The sequence below is a fragment of the Burkholderia sp. Ac-20349 genome (assembly GCF_017104865.1).
Classification (GTDB): Bacteria; Pseudomonadota; Gammaproteobacteria; order Burkholderiales; family Burkholderiaceae; genus Burkholderia; species Burkholderia aenigmatica.
This window is the reverse complement of the sequence record NZ_JAAGPM010000050.1, coordinates 31,058-53,518: the sequence shown is the minus strand read 5'-3', so window position 1 is coordinate 53,518 and position 22,461 is coordinate 31,058. Positions and strand designations below refer to the sequence as shown.

Genomic DNA, 22,461 nt, shown 5'->3' with positions numbered 1-22,461 from the left:
GGCGTCGCGCCGCCGGATCCCACCGCGGCGTCCGGCGCGCTCGGCGCGGCGCTCGGCCGAGCCTGACGAACAAGGGGCCGAACACGCGCCGGCAGCCCTTGCCGCGCGGGCCCGCAACACGCTGCCGACAGCGCCCGCGCGCGTGTTAGAGTGCCGTGTGATCCGTGCGCGCCGTTGCCAGCGCGGTGCGGCGTTGCTTGTTGATCGCGGCTCGGTCAGGCCGCGGCGTCTTTGCTAAAATTCAAACCATGTCAAAGCCTTCCGATCGCATCAATCTCACCAACCAGTTCCTGATCGCCATGCCTAACATGGCCGATCCGACGTTCTCGGGAACGGTGGTCTATCTTTGCGATCACAGCGAGCGCGGTGCGCTCGGCCTCGTCATCAATCGTCCTACCGACATCGACCTCGAATCGTTGTTCAACCGCATCGACCTGAAGCTCGACATCGAGCCGCTGCTGCACATCCCGGTGTACTTCGGCGGCCCGGTCCAGACCGAGCGCGGTTTCGTGCTGCACGAGCCGGTGGAGGGTGCGAGCTACAACTCGTCGATGTCCGTCGAGGGCGGGCTGGAGATGACCACGTCGAAGGACGTGCTCGAGGCGGTCGCGACGGGCACCGGCCCGAAGCGCTTCCTGCTGACGCTTGGCCATGCGGGCTGGGGGGCCGGGCAGCTCGAGGAAGAAATTTCCCGCAACGGCTGGCTGACCGTGGCCGCCGATCCGCGCATCGTGTTCGACACGCCGGCCGAAGAGCGCTTCGAAGCCGCACTCGGCCTGCTCGGCGTCAGCTCGTCGATGCTGTCCGGCGAAGCAGGGCACGCATGAGTGGCGCGAGTGCGCGCGATGCGACGCTCCTCGCGTTCGACTACGGCGAAAAGCGTATCGGCGTCGCGATCGGCAATGCGCTGACGCGCTCGGCCCGTGCGCTCGTCGTGATCCAGAACCTGAACCGCGAACACCGCTTCAAGGCGGTCGGCGACCTGCTGGCCGAATGGCGGCCGGACGCGCTCGTCGTCGGCCTGCCGATGCATCCGGACGGCACGCCGCACGACATGACGCAGCAGGCGAAGCGCTTCGGCAACCAGCTGAACGGCCGCTTCGGGCTGCCCGTCACCTGGGTCGACGAGCGCTATTCGTCGGTCGAGGCCGAGGCCGGGCTGCGCGAGCGCAACGTGCGCGGCCGCGCCCGGGCCGAGATGCTCGATGCCGAGGCCGCGCGCGTCATCCTTCAACAGTATCTCGATCAATTGTCCGACCATGAGCACCATTGACGCCGAGGCGCTTTACCGCGTCCTGCTCGACCAGATCCGCGCCGCGTACGGCACGGCTTTCGCCGAACCGGGCGGCCCGCGGCTCGCCGGCATTCACAGCGGCGGCGCGTGGCTTGCCGAGCGCCTCGCGCGCGATCTCGGCGCGCCGGCGTTCGGCGTCGTGAACGTCGCGCTGCACCGCGACGACTACGCGAAGAAGGGGCTGCACAGCCAGGCCAGCCCGACGTCGCTGCCGTTCGAGGTCGACGGCGCGCGCATCGTGCTCGTCGACGACGTGCTGTACACCGGGCGCACCGTGCGCGCGGCACTCAACGAGCTGTTCGACTACGGCCGTCCTGCCGCGGTCGAGCTCGCGGTGCTCGCCGATCGCGGCGGCCGCGAACTGCCGGTCGCCGCACGCTTCGCGGGCGGCGCGCTCGACGTGCCGGCCGATGCGACGCTCGTGCTCGCGCGCGACGATGCGCAGTTCACGCTGCGCGTCGAGGCGTACGGCGCCTGAACGACACGCGAACCGTATCCCGGGTCGCCGGTTTGCACCGCGGCCCGTTTGTATAGTTGGAATCACGCACACCATGACCACCGACACCACTGGCCGCACCGGCAATCCCGCTGCGGCCGCGAGCCCCGACCGGTTTCGCTACGGCTTCCTGAAGGGCAACCCGCAGCTCACGAAAAACGGCGAGCTGAAGCACCTGCTGTCGATCGAGGGCCTGCCGCGCTCGATCGTCAACCACATCCTCGATACGGCCGAGCAGTTCGTCAGCGTGACGGACCGTGAAGTGAAGAAGGTGCCGCTGCTGCGCGGCAAGTCCGTGTTCAACCTGTTCTTCGAGAACTCGACGCGCACGCGCACGACCTTCGAGATCGCCGCGACGCGCCTGTCGGCCGACGTGCTGAACCTGAACATCAACGCGTCGTCGACGAGCAAGGGCGAATCGCTGCTCGACACGATCAACAACCTGTCGGCGATGCATGCCGACCTGTTCGTCGTGCGTCACGCGTCGAGCGGCGCACCGTACCTGATCGCCGAGCACTGCGCGCCGCACGTGCACGTGATCAACGCCGGCGACGGCCGCCATGCGCACCCGACGCAGGGCCTGCTCGACATGTACACGATCCGTCACTACAAGCGCGACTTCACGAAGCTGCGCGTGGCGATCGTCGGCGACATCCTGCATTCGCGCGTCGCGCGCTCCGACATCCATGCGCTCACCACGCTCGGCGTGCCGGAAGTGCGCGCGATCGGCCCGCGCACGCTGCTGCCGGGCGGTCTCGAGCAGATGGGCGTGAAAGTGTTCCACAACCTCGACGAAGGGCTGAAGGGCGTCGACGTGATCATCATGCTGCGCCTGCAGAACGAGCGGATGAGCGGCGCGCTGCTGCCGTCCGCGCAGGAATACTTCAAGACCTGGGGCCTGACGCCCGAGCGCCTCGCGCTCGCCGCGCCCGACGCGATCGTGATGCACCCGGGCCCGATGAACCGCGGCGTCGAGATCGATTCGCAGGTCGCCGACGGCCCGCAGTCGGTGATCCTCAACCAGGTCACGTTCGGCATCGCCGTGCGGATGGCGGTGATGGGCATCGTCGCCGGCAACAGCGACTGAGCCCGCTTTCGCGCATCCCTATTCACGCAATCAACGCATTCACAGACAGCGCATGAAGATTCATATCAAAGGCGGCACGCTGATCGACCCGGTCGCCGGTACCGAGCAACAGGCCGACGTATTCGTCGCAGGCGGCAACATCGCCGCGCTCGGCACGGCGCCGGCCGGTTTCAACGCAGACAGGACGATCGACGCGTCGGGCCTGATCGTCGCGCCCGGCCTCGTCGACCTGTGCGCGCGGCTGCGCGAGCCCGGCTACGAGCACAAGGCGACGCTCGCGTCCGAGATGGCCGCGGCCGTCGCGGGTGGCGTCACGACCCTCGTGTGCCCGCCGGATACCGACCCCGTGCTCGACGAGCCGGGCCTCGTCGAGATGCTCAAGTTTCGCGCGCGCAACCTGCACCAGGCGAACGTGCATCCGCTCGGCGCGCTGACGGTCGGCCTCAAGGGTGAAGTGATCACCGAGATGGTCGCGCTGACCGAGTCCGGCTGCGTCGGCTTCACGCATGCCAACGTGCCGGTGCGCGACACGCAGGTGCTGCTGCGTGCGCTGCAATACGCGAGCACCTACGGCTACACCACGTGGCTGCGCCCGCAAGACGCCTTCATCGGCCGCGGCGGCGTCGCTGCCAGCGGCGCGCTGGCGTCGCGGCTCGGGCTGTCCGGCGTGCCGGTCGCGGCCGAGACGATCGCGCTGCACACGATCTTCGAACTGATGCGCGTGACGGGCGCACGCGTGCACCTTGCGCGGCTGTCGTCGGCGGCGGGCCTCGCGCTCGTGCGCGAGGCGAAGGCCGAGGGGCTGCCCGTGACCTGCGACGTCGGCGTGAATCACTTGCACCTGATCGACGTCGACATCGGCTACTTCGATTCGCAGTTCCGGCTCGATCCGCCGCTGCGCAGCGAGCGCGATCGCGAAGCGATTCGCGTGGCGCTCGCCGACGGCACGATCGACGCGATCTGCTCCGACCACACGCCGGTCGACGACGACGAAAAGCTGCTGCCGTTCGGCGAAGCGACGCCGGGCGCGACGGGGCTCGAACTGCTGCTGTCGCTGACGCTGAAGTGGGCGGACGAGACGCGCACGCCGCTCGCGCAGGCGCTGCGCCGCATCACGTCCGCACCGGCCGACGTGCTGCAGCTGCCGGCCGGCCGCCTGGCCGAAGGCAGTGCGGCCGACCTGTGCGTGTTCGACCCGCGCGCGCACTGGCGTGTCGAGCCGCGTGCGCTGAAGAGCCAGGGCCACAACTCGCCGTTCCTCGGCTACGAACTGCCCGCCTGCGTGCGCACGACGCTCGTCGCCGGGCAGATCGCGTTCGAGCGCCCCTGAACCACGCCGGACCTTCGCCATGATTGCCCTTCGCAAGCTGCGTCTCGTTTTTCACCTGTTGCGCGGCATGGCGATCGTCGCGCTGCGTTTTTCGCATGTCACGCCCGCGCGGCGCGCCGAGATGACGCGCCGCTGGACGCTCAAGATGCTGCGGATCTGCGGGATGCGACTCGTCGTGCACAACGACAGCGCGCGGCTCGACGCGAGCGCGCTCGTGGTCGGCAATCACGTGTCGTGGCTCGATATCTACGCGGTCAACGCGTGGCGGCCGACGCCGTTCGTGTCGAAGGCCGAGGTGCGGCAGTGGCCGGTCGTCGGCTGGCTCGCCGAGAAGCTCGACACCGTGTTCCTGCAGCGCGAGAAGCGCACCGAGGCGATGCGGGTCATGCACGAGATGGCCGAGCGCCTGCGCAACGGCGGGCTGATGTGCGTGTTTCCGGAAGGGACGACGACCGACGGGCAGGAACTGCTGCCGTTCCATGCGAACCTGTTCCAGTCCGCGGTATCGGCCGGCTGCGCGGTGCAGCCGATTTGCCTGATGTACGAGGATGCGCAGCGGCGGCAGTCGGTCGCGCCGGCCTACACGGGCGAGCTGGCGCTCGGCAAGTCGCTCGACATGGTGTTGCGCGGCGGCCCGCTCGTCGTGCACCTGTACGTGTGCGATCCGATCGCGCCGGGTGGCGACCGGCGGGCGACGTCCGCGGCGGCACGCGACGCGATCGCGGCCGCGCTCGCGACGCTGCAGGCGAATGTCGGCAAGCCGACGGCCGAGTCGCTCGCGGAACTGGCCAGGCATGCGTATCCGGCGACCGAGATCGGCGCCGGCGCGGCAGCCGACGAGGCGGCCGACGCACCCGTGCCGGGGCGCGAAGGTTGACGCGCCTCCCGGCCCCGCGAATCAGCCGGTAATCACTCTCCGCCCGGCGCGCGGCACGCGTCGCACTGCACCTGCGTGACCGTGCGCTGCGCCGGATCGGCCGTCAGCCGCACGGCCGACAGCTGGTTACCCCACACGCACCCCGAATCGAGCGCGACGACGTTGTCGCGCAGCATCAGGCCGAGCGCGGCCCAGTGCCCGAACACGACCGTCACGTTCTCCGTGCGGCGTCCCGGTACGTCGAACCACGGCAGGTAGCCGGGCGGTGCGTTGTCGGGGCCGCCGTTCGCCTTGAATTCCATCGTACCGTCGGGGGTGCAGAAGCGCAGGCGCGTGAATGCGTTGAACGCGACGCGCATCCGGTCGCGTTTCTTCAGATCCGGGCTCCATTGATACGGCTCATTGCCGTACAGCTTCTGCAGCGTGTCGCGCCAGTCGGGCGCGCGCAACGCGCGCTGGAGTTCGTCGGCGAGTTCCAGCACGAGCGTGGCATCCCACTGCGGCAGCATGCCCGCATGCACGAGCAGCATCCCGTGCTCCGCATGCACGAACGGGCGGTGGCGGACCCAGTCGAGCAGCGCGTCGGCGTCGGGCGCGTCGAGAATCTCGCCGATGGTGTCGCCCGGGCGTTCGGTGCGCAGGCCGGCGGAGACCGCAAGCAGATGGAGATCGTGATTGCCGAGCACGACGGTCGCGCGCGGGCCAAGGTCGACGAGTGCTCGCAGCGAGGCGAGGGAGTCCGGGCCGCGGTTGACGACGTCGCCGGCGATCCACAGCGGCGTGTCGGCGGGGGCTGCAAGCTTGTCGAGCAAAGACTGGAAAGCCGAATGGCAGCCCTGGATGTCGCCGATGGCGATGGGGGGTGAAAGCATGAGGGTCGGATCGTGACGAGTCTGGGTGAGCTGAGAAAGCATCATTCAAATACGCGTGCGGCGCAACGGACGTTCCGCATCGGGCCGTTTGCGTGGCACAGGATTCTTGTGGCGCAAAGGGCCGGGGCGCTGTATCAAGTTGTTAGCGGCATGGAGTTGGCGCCGGCTGGATTCCTATAATTGGCATTTTCGCTCCGAAATTAACATCTCGTGACTTGGCCGGTCATGGCGACCGGTTAAAATGCCGGGCCTGATCGGCCGAGACTTGGCCACTGTGACATGACAAGAAGTGCGAAGTGCGCCTGTCAGGCGCGCCGCACATGATTATTACTAGAGGACGTTTCATGATCCTGGTTACCGGCGGCGCGGGTTTTATCGGTGCCAATTTCGTACTCGACTGGATGGCAGCTTCTGGCGAGGCCGTGCTCAATGTCGACAAGCTGACCTATGCGGGTAACCTGCGTACGCTGGCCCCGCTGAACGAGAATCCGGATCATGTGTTTGCCCGTGTCGACATCTGCGATCGCGCGGCACTCGATGCGCTGTTTGCCGAGCACAAGCCGCGTGCCGTGATCCACTTTGCCGCCGAAAGCCACGTCGACCGCTCGATCCACGGGCCGGCCGATTTCGTGCAGACCAACGTCGTCGGCACGTTCACGCTGCTCGAAGCGGCACGCATGCACTGGAACGGCCTGGACGATACCGACAAGGCGGCGTTCCGCTTCCTGCACGTGTCGACCGACGAGGTGTTCGGGTCGCTGTCCGCGACCGATCCGCAGTTCTCGGAAACGACGCCTTACGCGCCGAACAGCCCCTATTCGGCGACGAAGGCGGGCTCCGACCACCTCGTGCGTGCGTACCACCACACGTACGGCCTGCCGACGCTCACGACGAACTGCTCGAACAACTACGGCCCGTACCAGTTCCCGGAGAAGCTGATCCCGCTGATGATCGCGAACGCGCTCGCGGGCAAGCCGTTGCCGGTCTACGGCGATGGCCAGAACGTGCGCGACTGGCTGTACGTCGGCGACCACTGCAGCGCGATCCGCGAAGTGCTCGCGCGCGGCGTGCCGGGCGAGACGTACAACATCGGCGGCTGGAACGAGAAGAAGAACCTCGACGTCGTGCACACGCTGTGCGACCTGCTCGACGCCGCGCGGCCGAAGGCAGCGGGTTCGTACCGCGACCAGATCACCTATGTGAAGGACCGTCCGGGCCACGACCGCCGCTATGCGATCGACGCGCGCAAGCTAGAGCGCGAACTCGGCTGGACGCCCGCCGAGACGTTCGAGACGGGGCTCGCGAAGACCGTCCGCTGGTATCTCGACAACCAGGCGTGGGTGGACGAGGTCGCGTCCGGCGATTACCGCAAGTGGGTCGAAACCAATTACGCGCAACGCACGTGAGGGTCTGATCGATGGCACGTAAGGGCATTATTCTCGCCGGCGGCTCGGGCACGCGGCTGTATCCGATTACGCACGTCGTATCGAAGCAATTGCTGCCGGTGTACGACAAGCCGATGATTTACTACCCGCTGTCGACGCTGATGATCGCGGGCATTCGCGACGTGCTGATCATCTCGACGCCGCAGGACACCCCGCGCTTCGAGGCGATGCTCGGCGACGGCAGCCAGTGGGGGATGAACATCCAGTATGCGGTGCAGCCGTCGCCCGACGGGCTTGCCCAGGCGTTCATCATCGGCAGGGACTTCGTCGGCAACGATCCGTCCGCGCTGATTCTCGGCGACAACATCTTCTACGGGCACGACCTCGCGAAGCAGCTCGAGCGGGCCAGCACGAAGGAGGCCGGCGCGACCGTGTTTGCCTATCACGTGCAGGATCCCGAGCGCTACGGCGTGGTCGAATTCGACCGCGCGTTCCGGGCGGTATCGATCGAAGAGAAGCCGGCCGTGCCGCGCTCGAGCTACGCGGTGACGGGGCTCTATTTCTACGACCGGCAGGTGTGCGATATTGCCGCCGACATCAAGCCGTCGGCGCGCGGCGAACTCGAGATCACGGACGTCAACTCGCGTTATCTGGCGGCCGGTGAGCTCGACGTCGAGATCATGGGGCGCGGCTACGCGTGGCTCGATACGGGCACGCACGATTCGCTGATCGAGGCGGCGACCTTCATCGCGACGCTGCAAAAGCGGCAAGGGCTGGTCGTGGCATGCCCTGAGGAAATCGCCTATCGGATGCGCTGGATCGACGCGGAACAAGTGCTGGCGCTGGCACGACCGCTGGCGAAGAACGCTTACGGTAAATACCTGCAACACATTCTCGACGACCAATTGGCATGGCCATCCAAGTAACCGAAACGGCATTGCCGGAAATCAAGATCATCGAGCCGAAGGTGTTCGGCGATGCGCGCGGGTTCTTTTACGAGAGCTTCAATGCGCGCGAGTTTGCCGAACAGGTCGCGCCGGACGTGACGTTCGTGCAGGACAATCATTCGCGATCGGCGAAGGGTGTTCTGCGCGGGCTGCATTATCAGATCCAGCATGCGCAAGGGAAGCTCGTACGGGTCGTGGAGGGCGAAGTGCTCGACATCGCGGTCGATATCCGGCGCAGCTCGCCGAATTTCGGCAAGTGGGTCGGCGTACTGCTGTCGGAAGCCAATCATCGGCAGCTGTGGGTGCCGCCCGGCTTTGCGCACGGCTTCGTGGTGTTGTCCGACTCCGCGCAGTTCCTGTACAAGACGACCGACTACTGGTATCCCGAACACGAGCGCAGCCTGCTGTGGAACGATCCCGCGCTGGGTATCGACTGGCAGCTCGATGGCGAACCGGTGCTTGCGGCGAAGGACGCCGCCGGCAAGCCGCTCGCGGAGGCCGACGTGTATGAGTGACGCACGGCGGATTCTCGTGACGGGGGTGGGCGGGCAGGTCGGGTTCGCGCTCGCCCGTTCGCTGCAGGGGCTCGGCCGTGTCGTCGCGGTAGACCGTGCCGCACTCGACCTGGCCGATCCGGACCGGATTCGGGCGGTGGTGCGCGACGTGCGGCCCACGCTGATCGTCAATCCCGCGGCCTACACGGCGGTCGACCAGGCAGAGCGTGACGAGGACGCGGCAATGCGTATCAACGCGACCGCGCCGGGCGTGCTGGCCGAGGAGGCGAAGGCGCTGGGCGCTGCGTTGATCCATTACTCGACCGACTATGTGTTCGACGGTGCGAAGGCCTCGCCGTATGTCGAGACCGATACGCCCGCGCCGCAGAATGTCTACGGAAGCTCGAAGCTCGCGGGCGAGCGTGCGATCGAAGCCGTCGGCGCGGCCGCGATCGTATTTCGTACCAGCTGGGTGTATGGCGCGCGTGGACGCAACTTCCTGCTGACGATGCTGCGGCTCGCGGCGGAACGCCGGGAGTTGAAGATCGTTGCCGATCAGATCGGTGCGCCGACCTGGGCGAACACGATCGCCACGATGACCGCGCACGTCGTCGCGCAGGCGCTTGCCGCCGACGATGCGCCCGCGTGGTGGGCGTCCCGTTCGGGCGTCTATCATCTGACGGCCGGTGGCGAAACCTCGTGGCATGGTTTTGCGAGCGCGATCGTCGAGCTCGCCGCGCTTGAGGCGCGTCCGTTGGTCCTGCCGATTCCGTCGTCGGAATATCCGACACCCGCCGTGCGCCCGGCGAACTCGCGCTTGTCGAACGAAAAGCTCTTGCGGACGTTCGGGCTTGCCGCACCGGACTGGCGCGATGCACTGGCGCTTTGCCTCGCCGAAATCCGGCGGGACTGAGCGCTTGCCGGACCGCGCGTCATCGCGGTCCGCTCACGGGCATTCCGGGTCGGTCAGGCCGTGCCGTCGGCCTGGAGAGGGTGATCCTCGTGCTTCCCGACGATGGGGAAAATCTGCTCCGGCATGTGCGGGAGCAGCCCTTCGCTCGCATTGCTCTGTCCCAGGGAGCCCATTTCCTTCACGCGGATGATGTGGACGGTATCCGGCACGATCCGGTGTGCGACGTCGGACCAAAGCGTTTCGATGTTCCAGGTCCAGTCCTCGATCCCGAGCCCCATCGACTTCACGACAGGCTTGTACGGGAACCGCTGGTAAATGCTGCGGTGCGCGAAAATGTTGGCTGACCAGACGTTGTTCAGGAACAGCGAGTTGCGATCGAAGCCTTCCTCGTCGCTTGCCCGGTGGCGGAAGTGGAACGATTGGGCCAACGGGTGCGGCAGATGGTTCATCGAGTGCCGGTCGTAATCGCTCTCGTGGAAATAGAACAGACTTTCGGGGTGCCAGATGGAGCGGGCTTCGGCCGGCTCGTCGCGCGAGCACGCAAATGCGCGCGTCAGCCATTGGCTGCCCCACAGGTCGTCGCCATCGAGAAAGGCGAGATATTCGCCGCTTGCCACTTCGACGCCTTTGTTTCTCGTCAGGCCCAGGTCGCCGCACGAGACGACGTCGAGTGCATCCAGCCACGCGCCGCGCTGTTTCACGATGTCGAGCGTCTGCGGGTCGGGGTTGTCGAGCAACGCTCGTGCTTCGATACGCAAGCCCGATTCGCGCGCGACGCTCACCAGTCGATGCATGCTCGCCAGAGCCGGAATCGCAAATGCCGCCTCTTTGTGGAAAACGATGAAGACGGAAATGTCAGTCACTTTCTAGTCCGAAGATGGTCTTGACGTTCTGCGAGTAGGCGGCAGGGGAGTGGCGGGCGACCACCTGCTGGTACGCGGCACCGATCATGCGTTCGACTTCCGCGCCGGTCGATCCGCACACCGCGTCCATCGCCGTGCTGAATGCGGCGGCCGTTTCGACGGCGTGGTGCTGGTGGCCGACGAACTTGACGGCCGAGTCGTCGAACGTACCGCGCAGCCCGCCGACGTCCGCCAGGATCATCGGCAGCGCATGCTGGCTCATTTCCAGCACGATGTTGGGCATGCCTTCGAACAGGCTGGTGAAGATGAAGCCGTCGTAGTCGACGAAGTCCGCGGCCGGCACGTTTTCGAGCACGCCCTTGTGATGAATGTTCGGCGCGGAGAGGCCCAGTTGCGCAATGCTGCCGTGAACGGGGCCGTACACGTCGAATTCGTCCGAGCGGCGCAGTTGCGCGAGCGCGGCCAGGATCTCGGTGCCCTTGAACGGTTCGACGCGGGAAACCCACAGCCAGCGCCGATGCCGGTCGGGGTTGGCCCAGCGCGGCGCGCGGCGCGCCAGGCGCGCGGCGAATGTCGTCTCGTCGACCAGCATGGCCTTGGCCGGCAACTCCACGACTCCGGGGCCGCGAATGCCGCCCCACATGCGCTCGAGCGTATCGGCCATGCGTGCGTTGTCGGTCAGTGCCGCGGCATAGGACAGCGTACGGCGCGGGAAGCGTGCGCCGTAAGGGGCACCGATGCCGTTGACGCCGAGGCTGAAGAACGTGCAGAAGATCTTCGCGTACTGGGACAGGCCGCGGCCGAACTGGGCAACCGCGTCAAGACCGACCCGGCTGTTGTTGATGATGATCGTATTGGGCCGAAGGGCGTTGAGAAAACGGGCGAATACGGTCGCACTGGCGTGGCCCGGGCCGCATGCGTCACGCCAGAACAGCACCTCGTGCCGCTTGAGGGGCGCGAGGATGTTCAGCGCTTCCCAGCCGGCGGATTCCTTTTCGTTTGCCTCGGTCACCACCACGAGGATCGGTTCGGCGACCGAATCGCCGAGCGTCTGCACGAGGTCGGCCACGTATTTTTCGGCACCGCCGGTACACAGGAACGGCGTCGCGACGACCGTACGCGGCACCACCGACAGCGATTCGAAGATTCTCGACACGTGAACGCCGTCGCGAGCCAGCAGGTCGGTTGCGTCGAATTCGCGAAGATTGCCGATCGCTTTCGCGCCGGCCGCCACGATCCCGAGATCGAATTCGGCCTGTTCGGCGATCTGATCGAGGATGCGCCCGATGGGACGACGCACCCGGACCGCGACGGGGCGCCCCTTCCAGTGGAAGTACTGCCACGACGCGCCTTCGATATGATCCATGTCGCCGATCACGACGTCCGTGCGCGGTGCCATCGAGCGACCTTCGTCGATGCCCCACTTCAGCCAGTGTTCGACGGGGTCGACGCCGGCGGCCTTGACGTCCGGATTGTTGAACAGATAGGCGTCGCGATCGAATTTTTCTTCGACGAACGCTCGAAATCGTGCGTCGTTTCCCGGCTCGTGGTCGCCTTGCGACGGAGCCGTGCCGTTGGGGCTGGCGGCCGTGTTGCTACGGGCGGGCCCGCGGCCCGCCGTCATGCGATGTCGCAGCCGCGACAGAACACGCTTGGAGAGGCGGGCAGTACCTTGAATCGTCAGTTTCATGTGATGAATGCGCAGCCTCGAACGAGAACACGTTAACACACCGGATACACGGAATGTCGGCCTCGATCGGCAGAGGCGGCAAGTGACAACGGCCGAGATTGTACATGACCGCTGATGCGCCTTTTCCGCGAATGCCCCCGTCCGGTGCGTGCGGTCAGGGGGGCGGCTGGCCTGGGCGGGCCGCGGCAGGCACGGACGTCGCGGGAACGCCGCCAGGACGCAACTCGACAGGCCGTGAAACACCTTTTAACATTATCCGCTGAGTCATTCATGCGACAATGCCGCCTTTGTCGGGCCTACCGTCAGGTGGTCGAACCGGTTCAGATAGTCCAAGTGGTTCAACGGGCCGGGTGTCGGCGGTAATGGCCTGATCGCAATGCGTTTGCGTCTCTCCTCGACTCGAGAGTCGTCCATTCGCACGGGTGTCTCGTGGTGTATGAGAGGCAGCCGTGGCGGGAGCGGGAGCACCCTGTCGTCCGGGGGCTGCTCATGTCGTTTCCAGTGCCGGCTCCAGCGCCGGCCAGGCAGCTGCAACGCGAGCGGCTGTCCCGGGACGCCGCCGCTTTGTATCCCGTCCCTCGTTCAGGCGAGCAGACATGACAGAACCCCTCTTTCCCCCCGGTCACCCTTTGGAATCAATGTCCAGTCTGAGCACAACCGACCTACCTTGTATCGATATTTCCATCGTTACATACAATTCCGAGCGCTGGCTTGCAGGTTTCTGGGAGAGTCTCGTCGCGCAGCAGTATCCGCTCGACAAGATCACGGTGTTGATCCGTGACAACGGTTCGAAGGATCGCACCGTCGAGGTGCTGCGCGACCTGTTCGCGCGATTCGGCGAGCGGTTCCGGTCGGTGTCGCTGGACGTGGGCGCAAACGTCGGCTTCGGCGCAGGGCACAACGCCAACCTTGCGGCGGGCCAGTCGGATTTCTTTCTGGTCACCAACGTCGACCTGACGTACGAGGCGGATGCCATCGAGCGCGCGGTGCGCCGCGCCGTCGCCGACGACGCGCGGGTCGCGGGCTGGGAGTTCAGGCAAAAGCCGTACGAGCATCCGAAGTACTACGATCCCGTCACGCTCGAGGTGAGCTGGGCGTCAAGCGCGTGCATGCTGTTCCGGCGCAGCGCGCTGGAACAGGTCGGGGGTTACGAGTCGCGCTTGTTCATGTACGGCGAAGACGTCGAGCTTTCGTATCGCCTTCGCGATCGAGGCCATCTCATCAAGTACTGCGTCGACGCCGTGTGCTGGCACTACACGTATGAAACCGCGAACGAGCTGAAGCCGGTGCAGTTTTTCGGCAGCACGCGGGCGAACGTCCTGTTGCGCATGCGGTACGGCACGCTGCGCCAGATCGTCGGCGGGCTTGCGATGTATCTCGGGTTGTTCATGATCCCGCTGCCGATCCAGGGGCGCATCAAGGGCCTGTTTGCGAACCTGATGACGATCCTGCGCGACGGATTCTATTTCCTGCGCACGCGCAAGCAGTCGGACATCACGTTCTCGTTCCGCGGTTGGGACTACGAGCAATCTCGCGAAGGGGCGTTTCAAACGTTCGAGCACGTGCCGGCGGACGCGCCGCTCGTGAGCATCGTGGTGCGTACGTGTGCGGGGCGTCTGGGCAAGCTGAAAGAGGCCGTGCAGTCGGTCGTGCATCAGACTTACCCGAACGTCGAACTCGTGGTGGTGGAGGACGGCTCGGATACCGCGCAGTCGTTCGTCGAAGCCGTTCGGGCATCGGGCGCGCTTGCGCGGGTGCAGTACCACCCGATTCCGAAAGCAGGGCGCTGTGTCGCCGGCAACGTCGGGCTCGAGGCGTCGACCGGCAAGTACGCGTGTTTCCTCGATGACGACGACCTGCTGTTTGCCGACCACGTCGAAGTGCTGGCGCGCAAGCTCGACAGCCGTCCGGATCTGGCCGGCGCGTATGCGCTCGCGTTCCAGGTGGATACGGAAATCGTCAGCCATGATCCGTGGGTTTACCGGGTTGCCAGCCGCTACGTAGCGTACCGCGAGGGTTTCTCGCGGGCGGCGATCTGGCATCACAACTTCATTCCGATTCAGGCGATTCTGTTCCGGCGCTCGCTGTTCGAGCAGTACGGCGGGTTCAACGTGCAGCTGGATCGCCTCGAGGACTGGGACTTGTGGGTGCGTTATTGCCAGCGCAACGATTTCGAGCTCGTCGAGAAGGTGACATCCGAGTATCGGGTGCCGGCTCAAGACTCGGTTGCATCGGTCCGTCAGCAGGAACTGGACGACTACTATCAGAAAGCGGTGCAGGCCCGGGACGGCATGGTGCTGCAGATGACGCCGAACGAGGTGATGAAGTACGCCGAGGAACTGGCGAAGATCATGTACCCGATCGCGGTGTCGAGGAGCCGGCTTCGCGCGATCGCGCTGCGGATTCCCGGAATCTGGGTATTGCGCCGCTTCTATCTGATTTCTCGTGGCGTAATGGGGCGGGTCAAGCGGAAGTTCGCGTCGTCGGCGAAGCGGCAAGGGTAATCCTGCGCCGGATCGGTCGCTGACTGCGCGACCGGTGCGCTATAATTTGCGCCCCCTCCGATCCGGGCCGGAGTCCGATGCGTGGTGCGAGACGTGGAAAGCCGTTCGCCGTATCGGGTCCGCGGCCGCCGAGCGGTCGCCGGGGCTGGTTTGCATGCCGATTTTGCCAAATTGCCGGTTTCAATTGAACTCGATAATGTTTACCAAAGAGCTGTTTGCCTATCGGCACGTGCTGTACCAACTGGTGACGCAGCAACTGCTGGCCCGTTACCGCCGGACCATCTTCGGATATTTGTGGACGATTCTCAATCCGCTGATGATGATGACGGTGTCCGCCGTCGTTTTCTCGCATATCTTCCGCCTTGGCCTGCGCGACTACGCCATTTTCCTGTTCGCCGCCACGGTGCCGTGGAACTTCTTCAGCGGATGCGTGGTGCAGGCGGGCAGCTCGATCGTGTCGAACGAAGGGCTGATCAAGAAAGTCTATGTCCCGAAGCTGATCTTCCCGATCTCGACCGCGATCGGGTGCCTGCTGGATTCGCTGTTCGGCCTGGTTGCGTTGTTCGTCATCGCGTTTGTCGTGGGCGCACGCATCAGTCCGGCCTTGTTCTTTCTCCCGATTTCCTTCGCGATCCTGTATTTCTTCGCGCTCGGTCTCGCGCTGATGCTGTCGGTTGCGATGGTGTATTTCCGGGATCTGCAGCATCTGATCGGCGTGCTGATGCAGGCGTTGTACTTCCTGACGCCGATCATGTACCAGCCGAGCGCCATTTCGCCGCGACTGCAAAACATCCTGCGTTTCAATCCGCTGCTCTATTTCGTGGATCTGTTCCGCGCACCGATTTATCGCTCGGAATTGCCGTCGTTGACAGTGATCGGCATCGCGTTGGGCGCTGCGATCGCAAGCTTCTCGATCGGACTCAAGCTGTTTCGGTCGTACGAGAACAAACTTATCTTTAGGCTTTGATTATGTCTTCGATTGAAGTGGTAAATGTGTCGCTCAAATTTCGACTTTACCATGACAAGACGCCGAGTCTGAAAGACTACCTTGCGCAGTTTTTTCGCTCGAAATCCCATTCGAAATTCACGGATTTCTGGGCGTTGAAGAATGTCAGTCTGACGATTCGGCGCGGCGATCGCGTGGGTATCGTAGGACATAACGGCGCCGGTAAAAGTACGCTGCTGAAGACCATCTGCCGCATTTATTCCGCGCAGTCCGGCGACGTCAAGATCACCGGGCGCGTCGCGCCGCTCATCGAGATCGGCGCCGGCTTCAATCCCGAATTCAGTGGTCGCGACAATATTTATTTCAGCGGCAGCATTCTCGGCTATTCGAAAGACGAGTTGCGCCGCCTGGAAGGCGAAATCATTGAATTCACGGAGCTGGAAGAGTTCATCGACACGCCGGTGAAATACTATTCGACCGGCATGTACATGAAGCTGGCGTTTGCAATTGCGACGGCCGTTCATCCGGAAATCCTGATTCTCGACGAAGTGTTTGCCGGCGGCGACGCGTCTTTCATCGCCAAGGCCAAGCAGCGGATGACGGAGTTCATCGACAAGGCCAGCATCATGGTCTGCGTGTCGCACGACATGGACCTGTTGAAGACGCTGTGCAATCGCGTCGTGTGGCTCGATCACGGGCAGGTAAAGGCGGACGGAAATCCCGATGAAATCATCACGCAGTACCTGGCGGCGCGTTGACGCACGCGTAGCGGTCAGCCTGTCCGGCATGACCCCGGTGCGCGTTCGACGTGGCGCCGCAGCGGCGCGGTGCGCTGACCCACTCGGGCGGCTGGCGTGACGGGCGGTTCAGATAACCGGTTGTCGGTATCCGTCGTCGTCTATCGGCCTGACGCGACGGTGCTGGCGCGCACGCTCGAGAGCTTGTGTGTTGCCGTCGACGCGACGCGCAAGTCCCGCCCCGGATTTGCCGTCGACCTGTACATGATCGACAACGGCGGCCTTGCGGACGCCGGATGGAACCCGGGCGTGCTCGATGCCGCCGGGATCCGCCATGTGACCGTGAGCGGCCAGGGTAACGTCGGATACGGGCGAGGGCACAATCTCGCGATCGAGCGCGCGGATGGCGGCTACCACCTGATTCTGAATCCGGACATCGACGTCGAGCCCGATGCGCTCACGCACGCGCTGAAATTTTTCGATGCCCAACCGGATGTCGGTCTGCTGACGCCGCGGATCGATGATGGCGACGGCCATATTCAGTATCTGTGCCGCCGCTATCCGACGGTGCTGGATCTGGCCGTGCGGGGTTTCATGCCGGCGCGGTTCAGGCGGTTTTTCTCGTCGCGACTGTCCCGATATGAAATGCGGGACGTGATCAACGATCGCGACATCGTGTGGGATCCCCCGATCGTCAGCGGCTGCTTCATGCTGTTCCGGACCGGCCTCCTCAAGAAGCTCGGCGGCTTCGATCCGCGCTATTTCCTGTATTTCGAAGACTACGACCTGAGCTTGCGCACGCTCGATGTTGCGCGGGTTGCGTACGTGCCGACCGTGCGGGTGTCGCACTATGGCGGCGGCGCTTCGCGCAAGGGATTCGCGCACATCCGGATGTTCTCGGCGTCGGCATTCAAGTTCTTCAACCGCTTCGGCTGGAAGTGTCTATGAGCGAAGTGCTCGTGACCGGGGCGAACGGGTTCGTCGGCCGTGCGCTTTGCCTGGCGCTGCAGCGTCGCGGGCATACCGCGAGCGGGCTGGTGCGCCGCTCGGGCGCGTGTGTTGCCGGCGTTCGAGAGTGGGTTCATCCCGCCGATGACTTCGCGGGCCTCGCCGAGGCGTGGCCGGCTGGGGTCGCGCCGGATTGCGTGGTGCACCTCGCGGCGCGCGTCCACGTGATGCATGACGACGCCGTCGATCCGGTTGCCGCATTTCGCGCGGCAAACGTCGAAGGCGCGTTGCGGGTTGCGCAGGCCGCACATCGCCACCAGGTCCGGCGGATGGTGTTCGTCAGCAGCGTGAAGGCGGTGGCGGAGTCCGACGGCGGCGTGCCGCTGGACGAGCGTGCGCCGCCGCATCCGGGAGATGCGTACGGGCGGTCGAAACTCGAGGCCGAGCAGGCGCTGGTCGAGTTTGCCGCGCAAACCGGCCTCGACGTCGTGATCGTTCGCCCGCCGCTCGTCTACGGCCCCGGTGTGCGCGCCAACTTCCTGCGGATGATGGATGCGATCGCGCGCGGCGTGCCGCTGCCGCTCGGCGCGATCGCCGCGCGCCGCAGTCTGGTCTACGTCGACAATCTCGCGGATGCGCTGCTGCACTGTGCGGCCGACCCGCGTGCGGCGCAGGGCTGCTTTCACGTTGCCGACGACGACGCACCGTCCGTGACGGAGTTGCTGCAGATGGTCGGCGATGCGCTTGGCAAGCCGGCGCGGTTGTTCCCGGTTCCGGTCGGGGTGTTGCGCGCGGTGGGCAAGTTGACCGGCCGGACTGCCGCGATCGACCGCCTGACGGGCGGCCTGCAGCTCGATACCGGCTGCATCGCACGGGTGCTCGACTGGCGGCCCCCCCATTCGACCCGGCAGGGGCTCGAAGCGACGGCGGCATGGTATCGTTCGCGCGACACGGAACAATAACCGACATGCATTTCGCGATTTCCACGTGGCCGACCGCCGCCGCGATGGCGCTGGCCTGCGCCATCGTGACGGCAGCGATCCTGCGCACGCTGCTCGTCACCGGGCTGGCGTGGCGGCTTGCCACCGACATTCCAAACGATCGTTCGTTGCACGTGCGTCCGACGCCGCGCGTCGGCGGCTGGGGCATCGTGCCGGTTTCCGTGCTTGCGATGCTCGGGTTCGCGCCGCAGCTCTGGCTGATCGCCGTCGCGGCGGCGGCGCTGGCAGCCCTGTCGCAATTCGACGACCGGCACGGGTTGCCCGCCCGGGTCAGGTTCGCCGCGCATCTGGCCGCAGTCGTCGCGCTGATCGCCTGCTATCCGGCCGCGGCCCCGTGGTGGCTGCTGGCGGGTGTCGGTTTCGCGATGGTCTGGCTGACCAACCTCTACAACTTCATGGACGGTGCGGACGGCCTTGCAGGCGGCATGGCGCTGTTCGGTTTCGGGGCCTATGCGGTGGCGGCGCTGGCCGGTGCGCATCCGTCCCCAGATCTTGTCGCCGGTGCCGCCGCAGTCGCGGGTGCCGCGCTGGGCTTCTTGTTTCTCAATTTCCATCCGGCGAAGCTGTTCCTCGGCGATGCGGGCTCCATCCCACTCGGGTTCATGGCGGGCGCGCTCGGCTACTGGGGCTGGCGACGCGGGGTCTGGCCGATCTGGTTCCCGGCGACGGTGTTCGCGCCCTTTATTGCCGATGCATCTGTAACACTCCTGAGACGTTTGTTACGCGGAGAAAAGTTCTGGCAGGCGCACCGGGAGCATTATTATCAAAGGATGGTGCGATCCGGCATCGGTCATGGACGCACCGCCGTATATTGGTACCTCATCATGCTCGCGGGCATAATCGTTGCCCTGTGGGCATTGGGTCGCCCGGAACCGCAGCAGTGGTTGCTGTTTGCCGCCTGGTACGGCGTTCTCGTATGTCTCGGGCTCGTCATTGACATGCGCTGGCGCCGGACTCGGCAGGCCGCCGAAAACAAATCATGAGGTTTCCCGCCGATGTTGCGATCCAAAGCATCGTGGCTGTCGCTGAGTGCTTTCCTGTTCGACCTGACCGCGGTACTTGCCGCGTGGTTGTTCGCTTATCTCGTTCGTTTCAACGGTAGCGTCCCGCATGAGTTCCTGCGCGGCGCGCTGAAGGCGCTGACATGGGTGCTGCCCGTGTACGCGCTGATGTTCCGCGGGTTCGGCCTGTATCGCGGGCTCTGGGTCTTCGCGAGCCTGCCCGACCTGATGCGCATCTCGAAGGCGGTGGCCGGCGGCGGCGTGATCGTGATGATCGGCGCCGTGATGTTCCAGCCGACGCCGATCATTCCCCGCTCGGTGCTGCTCGTGTCGCCGTTGATGCTGTTCCTGGTGATGGGCGGCGCACGCGCGCTGTATCGCGCGACCAAGGAGTACTACCTGTACGGCGGGCTCGTCGGAAAGGGCAAGCCGGTGCTGGTGCTCGGCGCCGGCACGGCCGGTGCGAGCCTCGCGCGCGAGCTGTCGCGCTCCGGCGAATGGCGCCTCGTCGGCCTGCTTGACGATGACGTCGCCAAGCAGGGCCGCGAGATATACGGTCACAAGGTGCTGGGCTCGTTCAACGACCTCAAGCACTGGACCGACGCGATGAAGGTCGAATACGCGATCATCGCGATTCCGTCGGCGTCGGTCGAGGTGCAGCGCCGCGTCGCGACGTTGTGCGTGCGGGCTGGCGTGAAGGCGATGGTGCTGCCGTCGCTGACCGCGTTGATGCCGGGGCAGGGCTTCCTGTCGCAAGTGCGGAACATCGATCTCGAGGATCTGCTCGGCCGCGAGGCCGTGACGATCGACACGCCGCACGTCGAGGCGTTGCTGCGTGGCCGCGTCGTGATGGTGACGGGCGCGGGCGGGTCGATCGGCTCCGAGCTGTGCCGGCAGATCCTGCGTTTCGCGCCGGCGCAACTCGTCGCGTTCGACCTGTCCGAGTATGCGATGTACCGGCTGACCGAGGAACTGCGCGAGCGCTTCCCCGATTTGCCGGTCCTGCCGATCATCGGCGACGCGAAGGATTCGCTGCTGCTCGACCAGGTGATGTCGCGTCACGCGCCGCACATCGTGTTCCATGCGGCCGCCTACAAGCATGTGCCGCTGATGGAGGAGCACAACGCGTGGCAGGCCTTGCGCAACAACGTGCTCGGCACCTACCGCGTGGCCCGCGCGGCGATTCGCCACGATGTCCGTCATTTCGTGCTGATCTCGACCGACAAGGCGGTCAATCCGACCAACGTGATGGGCGCGAGCAAGCGCCTGGCCGAAATGGCCTGCCAGGCGTTGCAGCAGACGAGCGAGCGCACGCAGTTCGAGACCGTGCGCTTCGGCAACGTGCTGGGCAGCGCGGGCAGCGTGATCCCGAAATTCCAGCAGCAGATCGCGAAGGGCGGCCCGGTGACGGTCACGCATCCGGAGATCACGCGTTTCTTCATGACGATCCCGGAGGCGTCGCAGCTCGTGCTGCAGGCGTCGAGCATGGGGCATGGCGGCGAGATCTTCATCCTCGACATGGGCGAACCGGTGAGGATCGTCGATCTCGCGTGCGATCTGATCCGCCTGTACGGTTTCGCGGAAGAGCAGATCCGCATCGAGTTCACCGGGCTGCGGCCCGGCGAGAAGCTCTACGAGGAGCTGCTCGCGGACGACGAGGCGACGACGCGCACACCGCACCCGAAGCTGCGGATCGCACGTGCACGGGAAGTGCCGGACAATTTCCTCGACGAGCTGCTGCCGTGGCTGATGCAGCATCGTGTACTGCCTGACGACGAAGTGCGGCGCGACCTGCGGCGCTGGGTGCCGGAATATCAGACGGCCATTGCCCCCGTGCTGCAGAGCGTCCCGTCGGTGCGCGCCGCATCGAACGGGTGACGCGGCCCCGGGCCGTGAACCGCGGACGGCAAGACAAAAAAAAGCGCCCTGAGGGGCGCTTTTTTTGTCTGGAAGTCGGTATGCGGCTCAGTGGCTGCGTCGATGCTTTCTCACCACCATCCACCGCGGCGCCTTGAACCGCACGATGCTGAGGTACAGCCACACGTAGGTCAGCGCGAACAGCACGACGAACACGAACAGGTGCACCGTGTGCCGCCAGAACAGCGTCGCGGGAATCACCGCGACGAGGCACAGCAGCCACAGATACGGCGACGTCAGCGAATTGCGTCGCGTCAGGTCGTGGGCGTGCTTCGTGCCGACCGCCCAGCGCATCAGCCGCTTGTACACGAGCATGTGCAGGTGCACGCCGTCCGGAATGCCGGGCGACATCCCGCGGATGAATTTCTTCCGGTAGATCGAGAAGCAGGTCTCGAAGATCGGGTACATGAACAGCAGCACGGGGTACCACGCGGACACCTCGCGGTTGCGCATCACGAGCAGGATCGCGAGTTCCGCGAGCATGAAGCCGATGAAGTACGCGCCGCCGTCGCCGAGGAAGATCAGGCCGGCCGGGAAATTCCACAGGAAGAAGCCGAGCACGGCGCCCATCATGATGATCGACGCGGACATGACGACCGGGTCGCCGACCTGGAACGCCACGTACGCGAGCGACGCGAACATCATGAAGCTGACCATCGACGCGAGCCCGTTGAAGCCGTCGATGATGTTGACTGCATTCGCGAGCGCCGCGACCGCGAGTACGGTGACGAACGCCGAAATGGCGCCATAGCTGAGCAGGAAATCGAGCGGCGGCACGCTGATGCGCGTGACCGCGATGTGCAGCAGCCAGAACGCGAGCGCGGCCGCCCCCATCGTGCAGAGCAGCCGCGCGCGCGGCGACACGCGCTTGGTCAGGTCCTCGACCAGGCCGGACAGGAACGCCGGCATGCCGCAGGCAACGATGCCGAGAATGCTGCCGGCGATCGTCGGGTAGCGCTGCATGAGCAGCAGCGCCCCGGTGATGACGCCCGCGAGGATCCCGATGCCCCCGACCCGCGGCACGGGCCGCACGTGGAATTTCTGCACGCCGGCCAGGTCGCTGTCGATCGAGAATTTCTCGTGAAGGTGCGCGTAGCGCACGATGAACAGCGTGACGAGCAGGGAGACAATGAAGCCGGACGCGAAGCTGAGCATGGGA

Annotated in this window: 21 protein-coding genes; 17 read left to right on the top strand and 4 right to left on the bottom strand. The window is 65.4% G+C overall.

Features of this window, described 5'->3' with window-relative positions:
• The first annotated feature begins 248 nt into the window (after positions 1 to 248).
• The 6 genes from G3N61_RS18205 to G3N61_RS18180 all read left to right on the top strand — a co-directional run bounded on the left by G3N61_RS18205 (position 249) and on the right by G3N61_RS18180 (position 5,084).
• Entirely contained in the window at positions 249 to 827 is a 579-nt protein-coding gene (locus G3N61_RS18205; RefSeq protein WP_011351143.1) for a YqgE/AlgH family protein, read from the top strand.
• Complete coding sequence (ruvX, locus tag G3N61_RS18200) at positions 824 to 1,273, top strand: Holliday junction resolvase RuvX (RefSeq protein ID WP_027788201.1); 450 nt, start codon at positions 824 to 826, stop codon at positions 1,271 to 1,273. Before G3N61_RS18205 ends, ruvX begins: the two co-directional genes overlap by 4 nt.
• Positions 1,260 to 1,772 (top strand): bifunctional pyr operon transcriptional regulator/uracil phosphoribosyltransferase PyrR, encoded by a 513-nt coding sequence (gene pyrR, locus G3N61_RS18195; protein WP_205823241.1) that lies wholly within the window; start codon positions 1,260 to 1,262, stop codon positions 1,770 to 1,772. Before ruvX ends, pyrR begins: the two co-directional genes overlap by 14 nt.
• 73 nt (positions 1,773 to 1,845) lie before the next feature.
• A complete protein-coding gene (locus G3N61_RS18190) occupies positions 1,846 to 2,877 on the top strand; it encodes an aspartate carbamoyltransferase catalytic subunit (RefSeq protein ID WP_006476735.1) in 1,032 nt (343 codons plus the stop codon).
• A gap of 52 nt (positions 2,878 to 2,929) precedes the next feature.
• Entirely contained in the window at positions 2,930 to 4,207 is a 1,278-nt protein-coding gene (locus G3N61_RS18185; RefSeq protein ID WP_205823240.1) for a dihydroorotase, read from the top strand.
• 19 nt (positions 4,208 to 4,226) lie between these two features.
• Positions 4,227 to 5,084: a lysophospholipid acyltransferase family protein gene (locus G3N61_RS18180; protein WP_205823239.1), complete on the top strand. Its 858-nt coding sequence runs from the start codon at positions 4,227 to 4,229 to the stop codon at positions 5,082 to 5,084.
• A gap of 32 nt (positions 5,085 to 5,116) precedes the next feature.
• Here the strand turns inward: G3N61_RS18180 and G3N61_RS18175 are convergent, their stop codons facing one another.
• Positions 5,117 to 5,956, bottom strand: coding sequence for a symmetrical bis(5'-nucleosyl)-tetraphosphatase (locus tag G3N61_RS18175; RefSeq protein ID WP_205823238.1), 840 nt, complete (start codon positions 5,954 to 5,956; stop codon positions 5,117 to 5,119).
• A gap of 344 nt (positions 5,957 to 6,300) precedes the next feature.
• Here G3N61_RS18175 and rfbB point away from each other — a divergent pair, with 344 nt between their 5' ends.
• Genes rfbB through rfbD form a run of 4 tightly spaced genes read left to right on the top strand, consistent with a single transcriptional unit; the run spans position 6,301 to position 9,695 of the window.
• Entirely contained in the window at positions 6,301 to 7,362 is a 1,062-nt protein-coding gene (gene rfbB, locus G3N61_RS18170; RefSeq protein WP_043181595.1) for a dTDP-glucose 4,6-dehydratase, read from the top strand.
• A gap of 11 nt (positions 7,363 to 7,373) precedes the next feature.
• Complete coding sequence (gene rfbA, locus G3N61_RS18165) at positions 7,374 to 8,267, top strand: glucose-1-phosphate thymidylyltransferase RfbA (RefSeq protein WP_089450033.1); 894 nt, start codon at positions 7,374 to 7,376, stop codon at positions 8,265 to 8,267.
• Positions 8,252 to 8,803, top strand: coding sequence for a dTDP-4-dehydrorhamnose 3,5-epimerase (rfbC, locus tag G3N61_RS18160; RefSeq protein ID WP_089450034.1), 552 nt, complete (start codon positions 8,252 to 8,254; stop codon positions 8,801 to 8,803). Before rfbA ends, rfbC begins: the two co-directional genes overlap by 16 nt.
• On the top strand, positions 8,796 to 9,695 hold the full coding sequence (gene rfbD / locus G3N61_RS18155) for a dTDP-4-dehydrorhamnose reductase (RefSeq protein WP_205823237.1): 900 nt from the start codon (positions 8,796 to 8,798) through the stop codon (positions 9,693 to 9,695). The genes rfbC and rfbD overlap by 8 nt, the downstream gene beginning before the upstream one ends.
• Before the next feature lie 53 nt (positions 9,696 to 9,748).
• On the opposite strand, the gene G3N61_RS18150 is transcribed toward rfbD, so the two are convergent.
• Together G3N61_RS18150 and G3N61_RS18145 are read right to left on the bottom strand one after the other, a co-directional pair.
• Positions 9,749 to 10,558 carry a glycosyltransferase family 2 protein gene (locus G3N61_RS18150; RefSeq protein ID WP_346778578.1) on the bottom strand — a complete coding sequence of 270 codons (810 nt, stop codon included), beginning with the start codon at positions 10,556 to 10,558 and terminating at the stop codon, positions 9,749 to 9,751.
• Entirely contained in the window at positions 10,551 to 12,182 is a 1,632-nt protein-coding gene (locus G3N61_RS18145) for a hypothetical protein (protein ID WP_205823235.1), read from the bottom strand. The genes G3N61_RS18150 and G3N61_RS18145 overlap by 8 nt, the downstream gene beginning before the upstream one ends.
• Positions 12,183 to 12,697: 515 nt before the next feature.
• Between G3N61_RS18145 and G3N61_RS18140 the strand changes: the two genes are divergently transcribed.
• The 7 genes from G3N61_RS18140 to G3N61_RS18110 all read left to right on the top strand — a co-directional run bounded on the left by G3N61_RS18140 (position 12,698) and on the right by G3N61_RS18110 (position 21,263).
• A complete protein-coding gene (locus G3N61_RS18140) occupies positions 12,698 to 14,752 on the top strand; it encodes a glycosyltransferase family 2 protein (protein ID WP_205823234.1) in 2,055 nt (684 codons plus the stop codon).
• Between the two features lie 34 nt (positions 14,753 to 14,786).
• Entirely contained in the window at positions 14,787 to 15,719 is a 933-nt protein-coding gene (locus G3N61_RS18135) for an ABC transporter permease (RefSeq protein WP_143330969.1), read from the top strand.
• 2 nt (positions 15,720 to 15,721) lie between these two features.
• Positions 15,722 to 16,456, top strand: a complete 735-nt coding sequence (locus tag G3N61_RS18130) for an ABC transporter ATP-binding protein (protein WP_089450040.1) — start codon at positions 15,722 to 15,724, stop codon at positions 16,454 to 16,456.
• A 120-nt stretch (positions 16,457 to 16,576) separates the two neighbouring features.
• The gene (locus G3N61_RS18125; RefSeq protein WP_241017794.1) at positions 16,577 to 17,383 is read left to right on the top strand and encodes a glycosyltransferase family 2 protein; all 807 of its coding nucleotides are present in this window, start codon (positions 16,577 to 16,579) and stop codon (positions 17,381 to 17,383) included.
• Entirely contained in the window at positions 17,380 to 18,345 is a 966-nt protein-coding gene (locus G3N61_RS18120; RefSeq protein ID WP_205823233.1) for an SDR family oxidoreductase, read from the top strand. Before G3N61_RS18125 ends, G3N61_RS18120 begins: the two co-directional genes overlap by 4 nt.
• A 5-nt stretch (positions 18,346 to 18,350) precedes the next feature.
• On the top strand, positions 18,351 to 19,367 hold the full coding sequence (locus G3N61_RS18115; protein ID WP_205823232.1) for a glycosyltransferase family 4 protein: 1,017 nt from the start codon (positions 18,351 to 18,353) through the stop codon (positions 19,365 to 19,367).
• A gap of 12 nt (positions 19,368 to 19,379) precedes the next feature.
• The gene (locus G3N61_RS18110; RefSeq protein ID WP_089450044.1) at positions 19,380 to 21,263 is read left to right on the top strand and encodes a nucleoside-diphosphate sugar epimerase/dehydratase; all 1,884 of its coding nucleotides are present in this window, start codon (positions 19,380 to 19,382) and stop codon (positions 21,261 to 21,263) included.
• A gap of 87 nt (positions 21,264 to 21,350) precedes the next feature.
• Here the strand turns inward: G3N61_RS18110 and G3N61_RS18105 are convergent, their stop codons facing one another.
• Entirely contained in the window at positions 21,351 to 22,457 is a 1,107-nt protein-coding gene (locus tag G3N61_RS18105; protein ID WP_089450045.1) for a glycosyltransferase, read from the bottom strand.
• Positions 22,458 to 22,461: the final 4 nt, after the last annotated feature.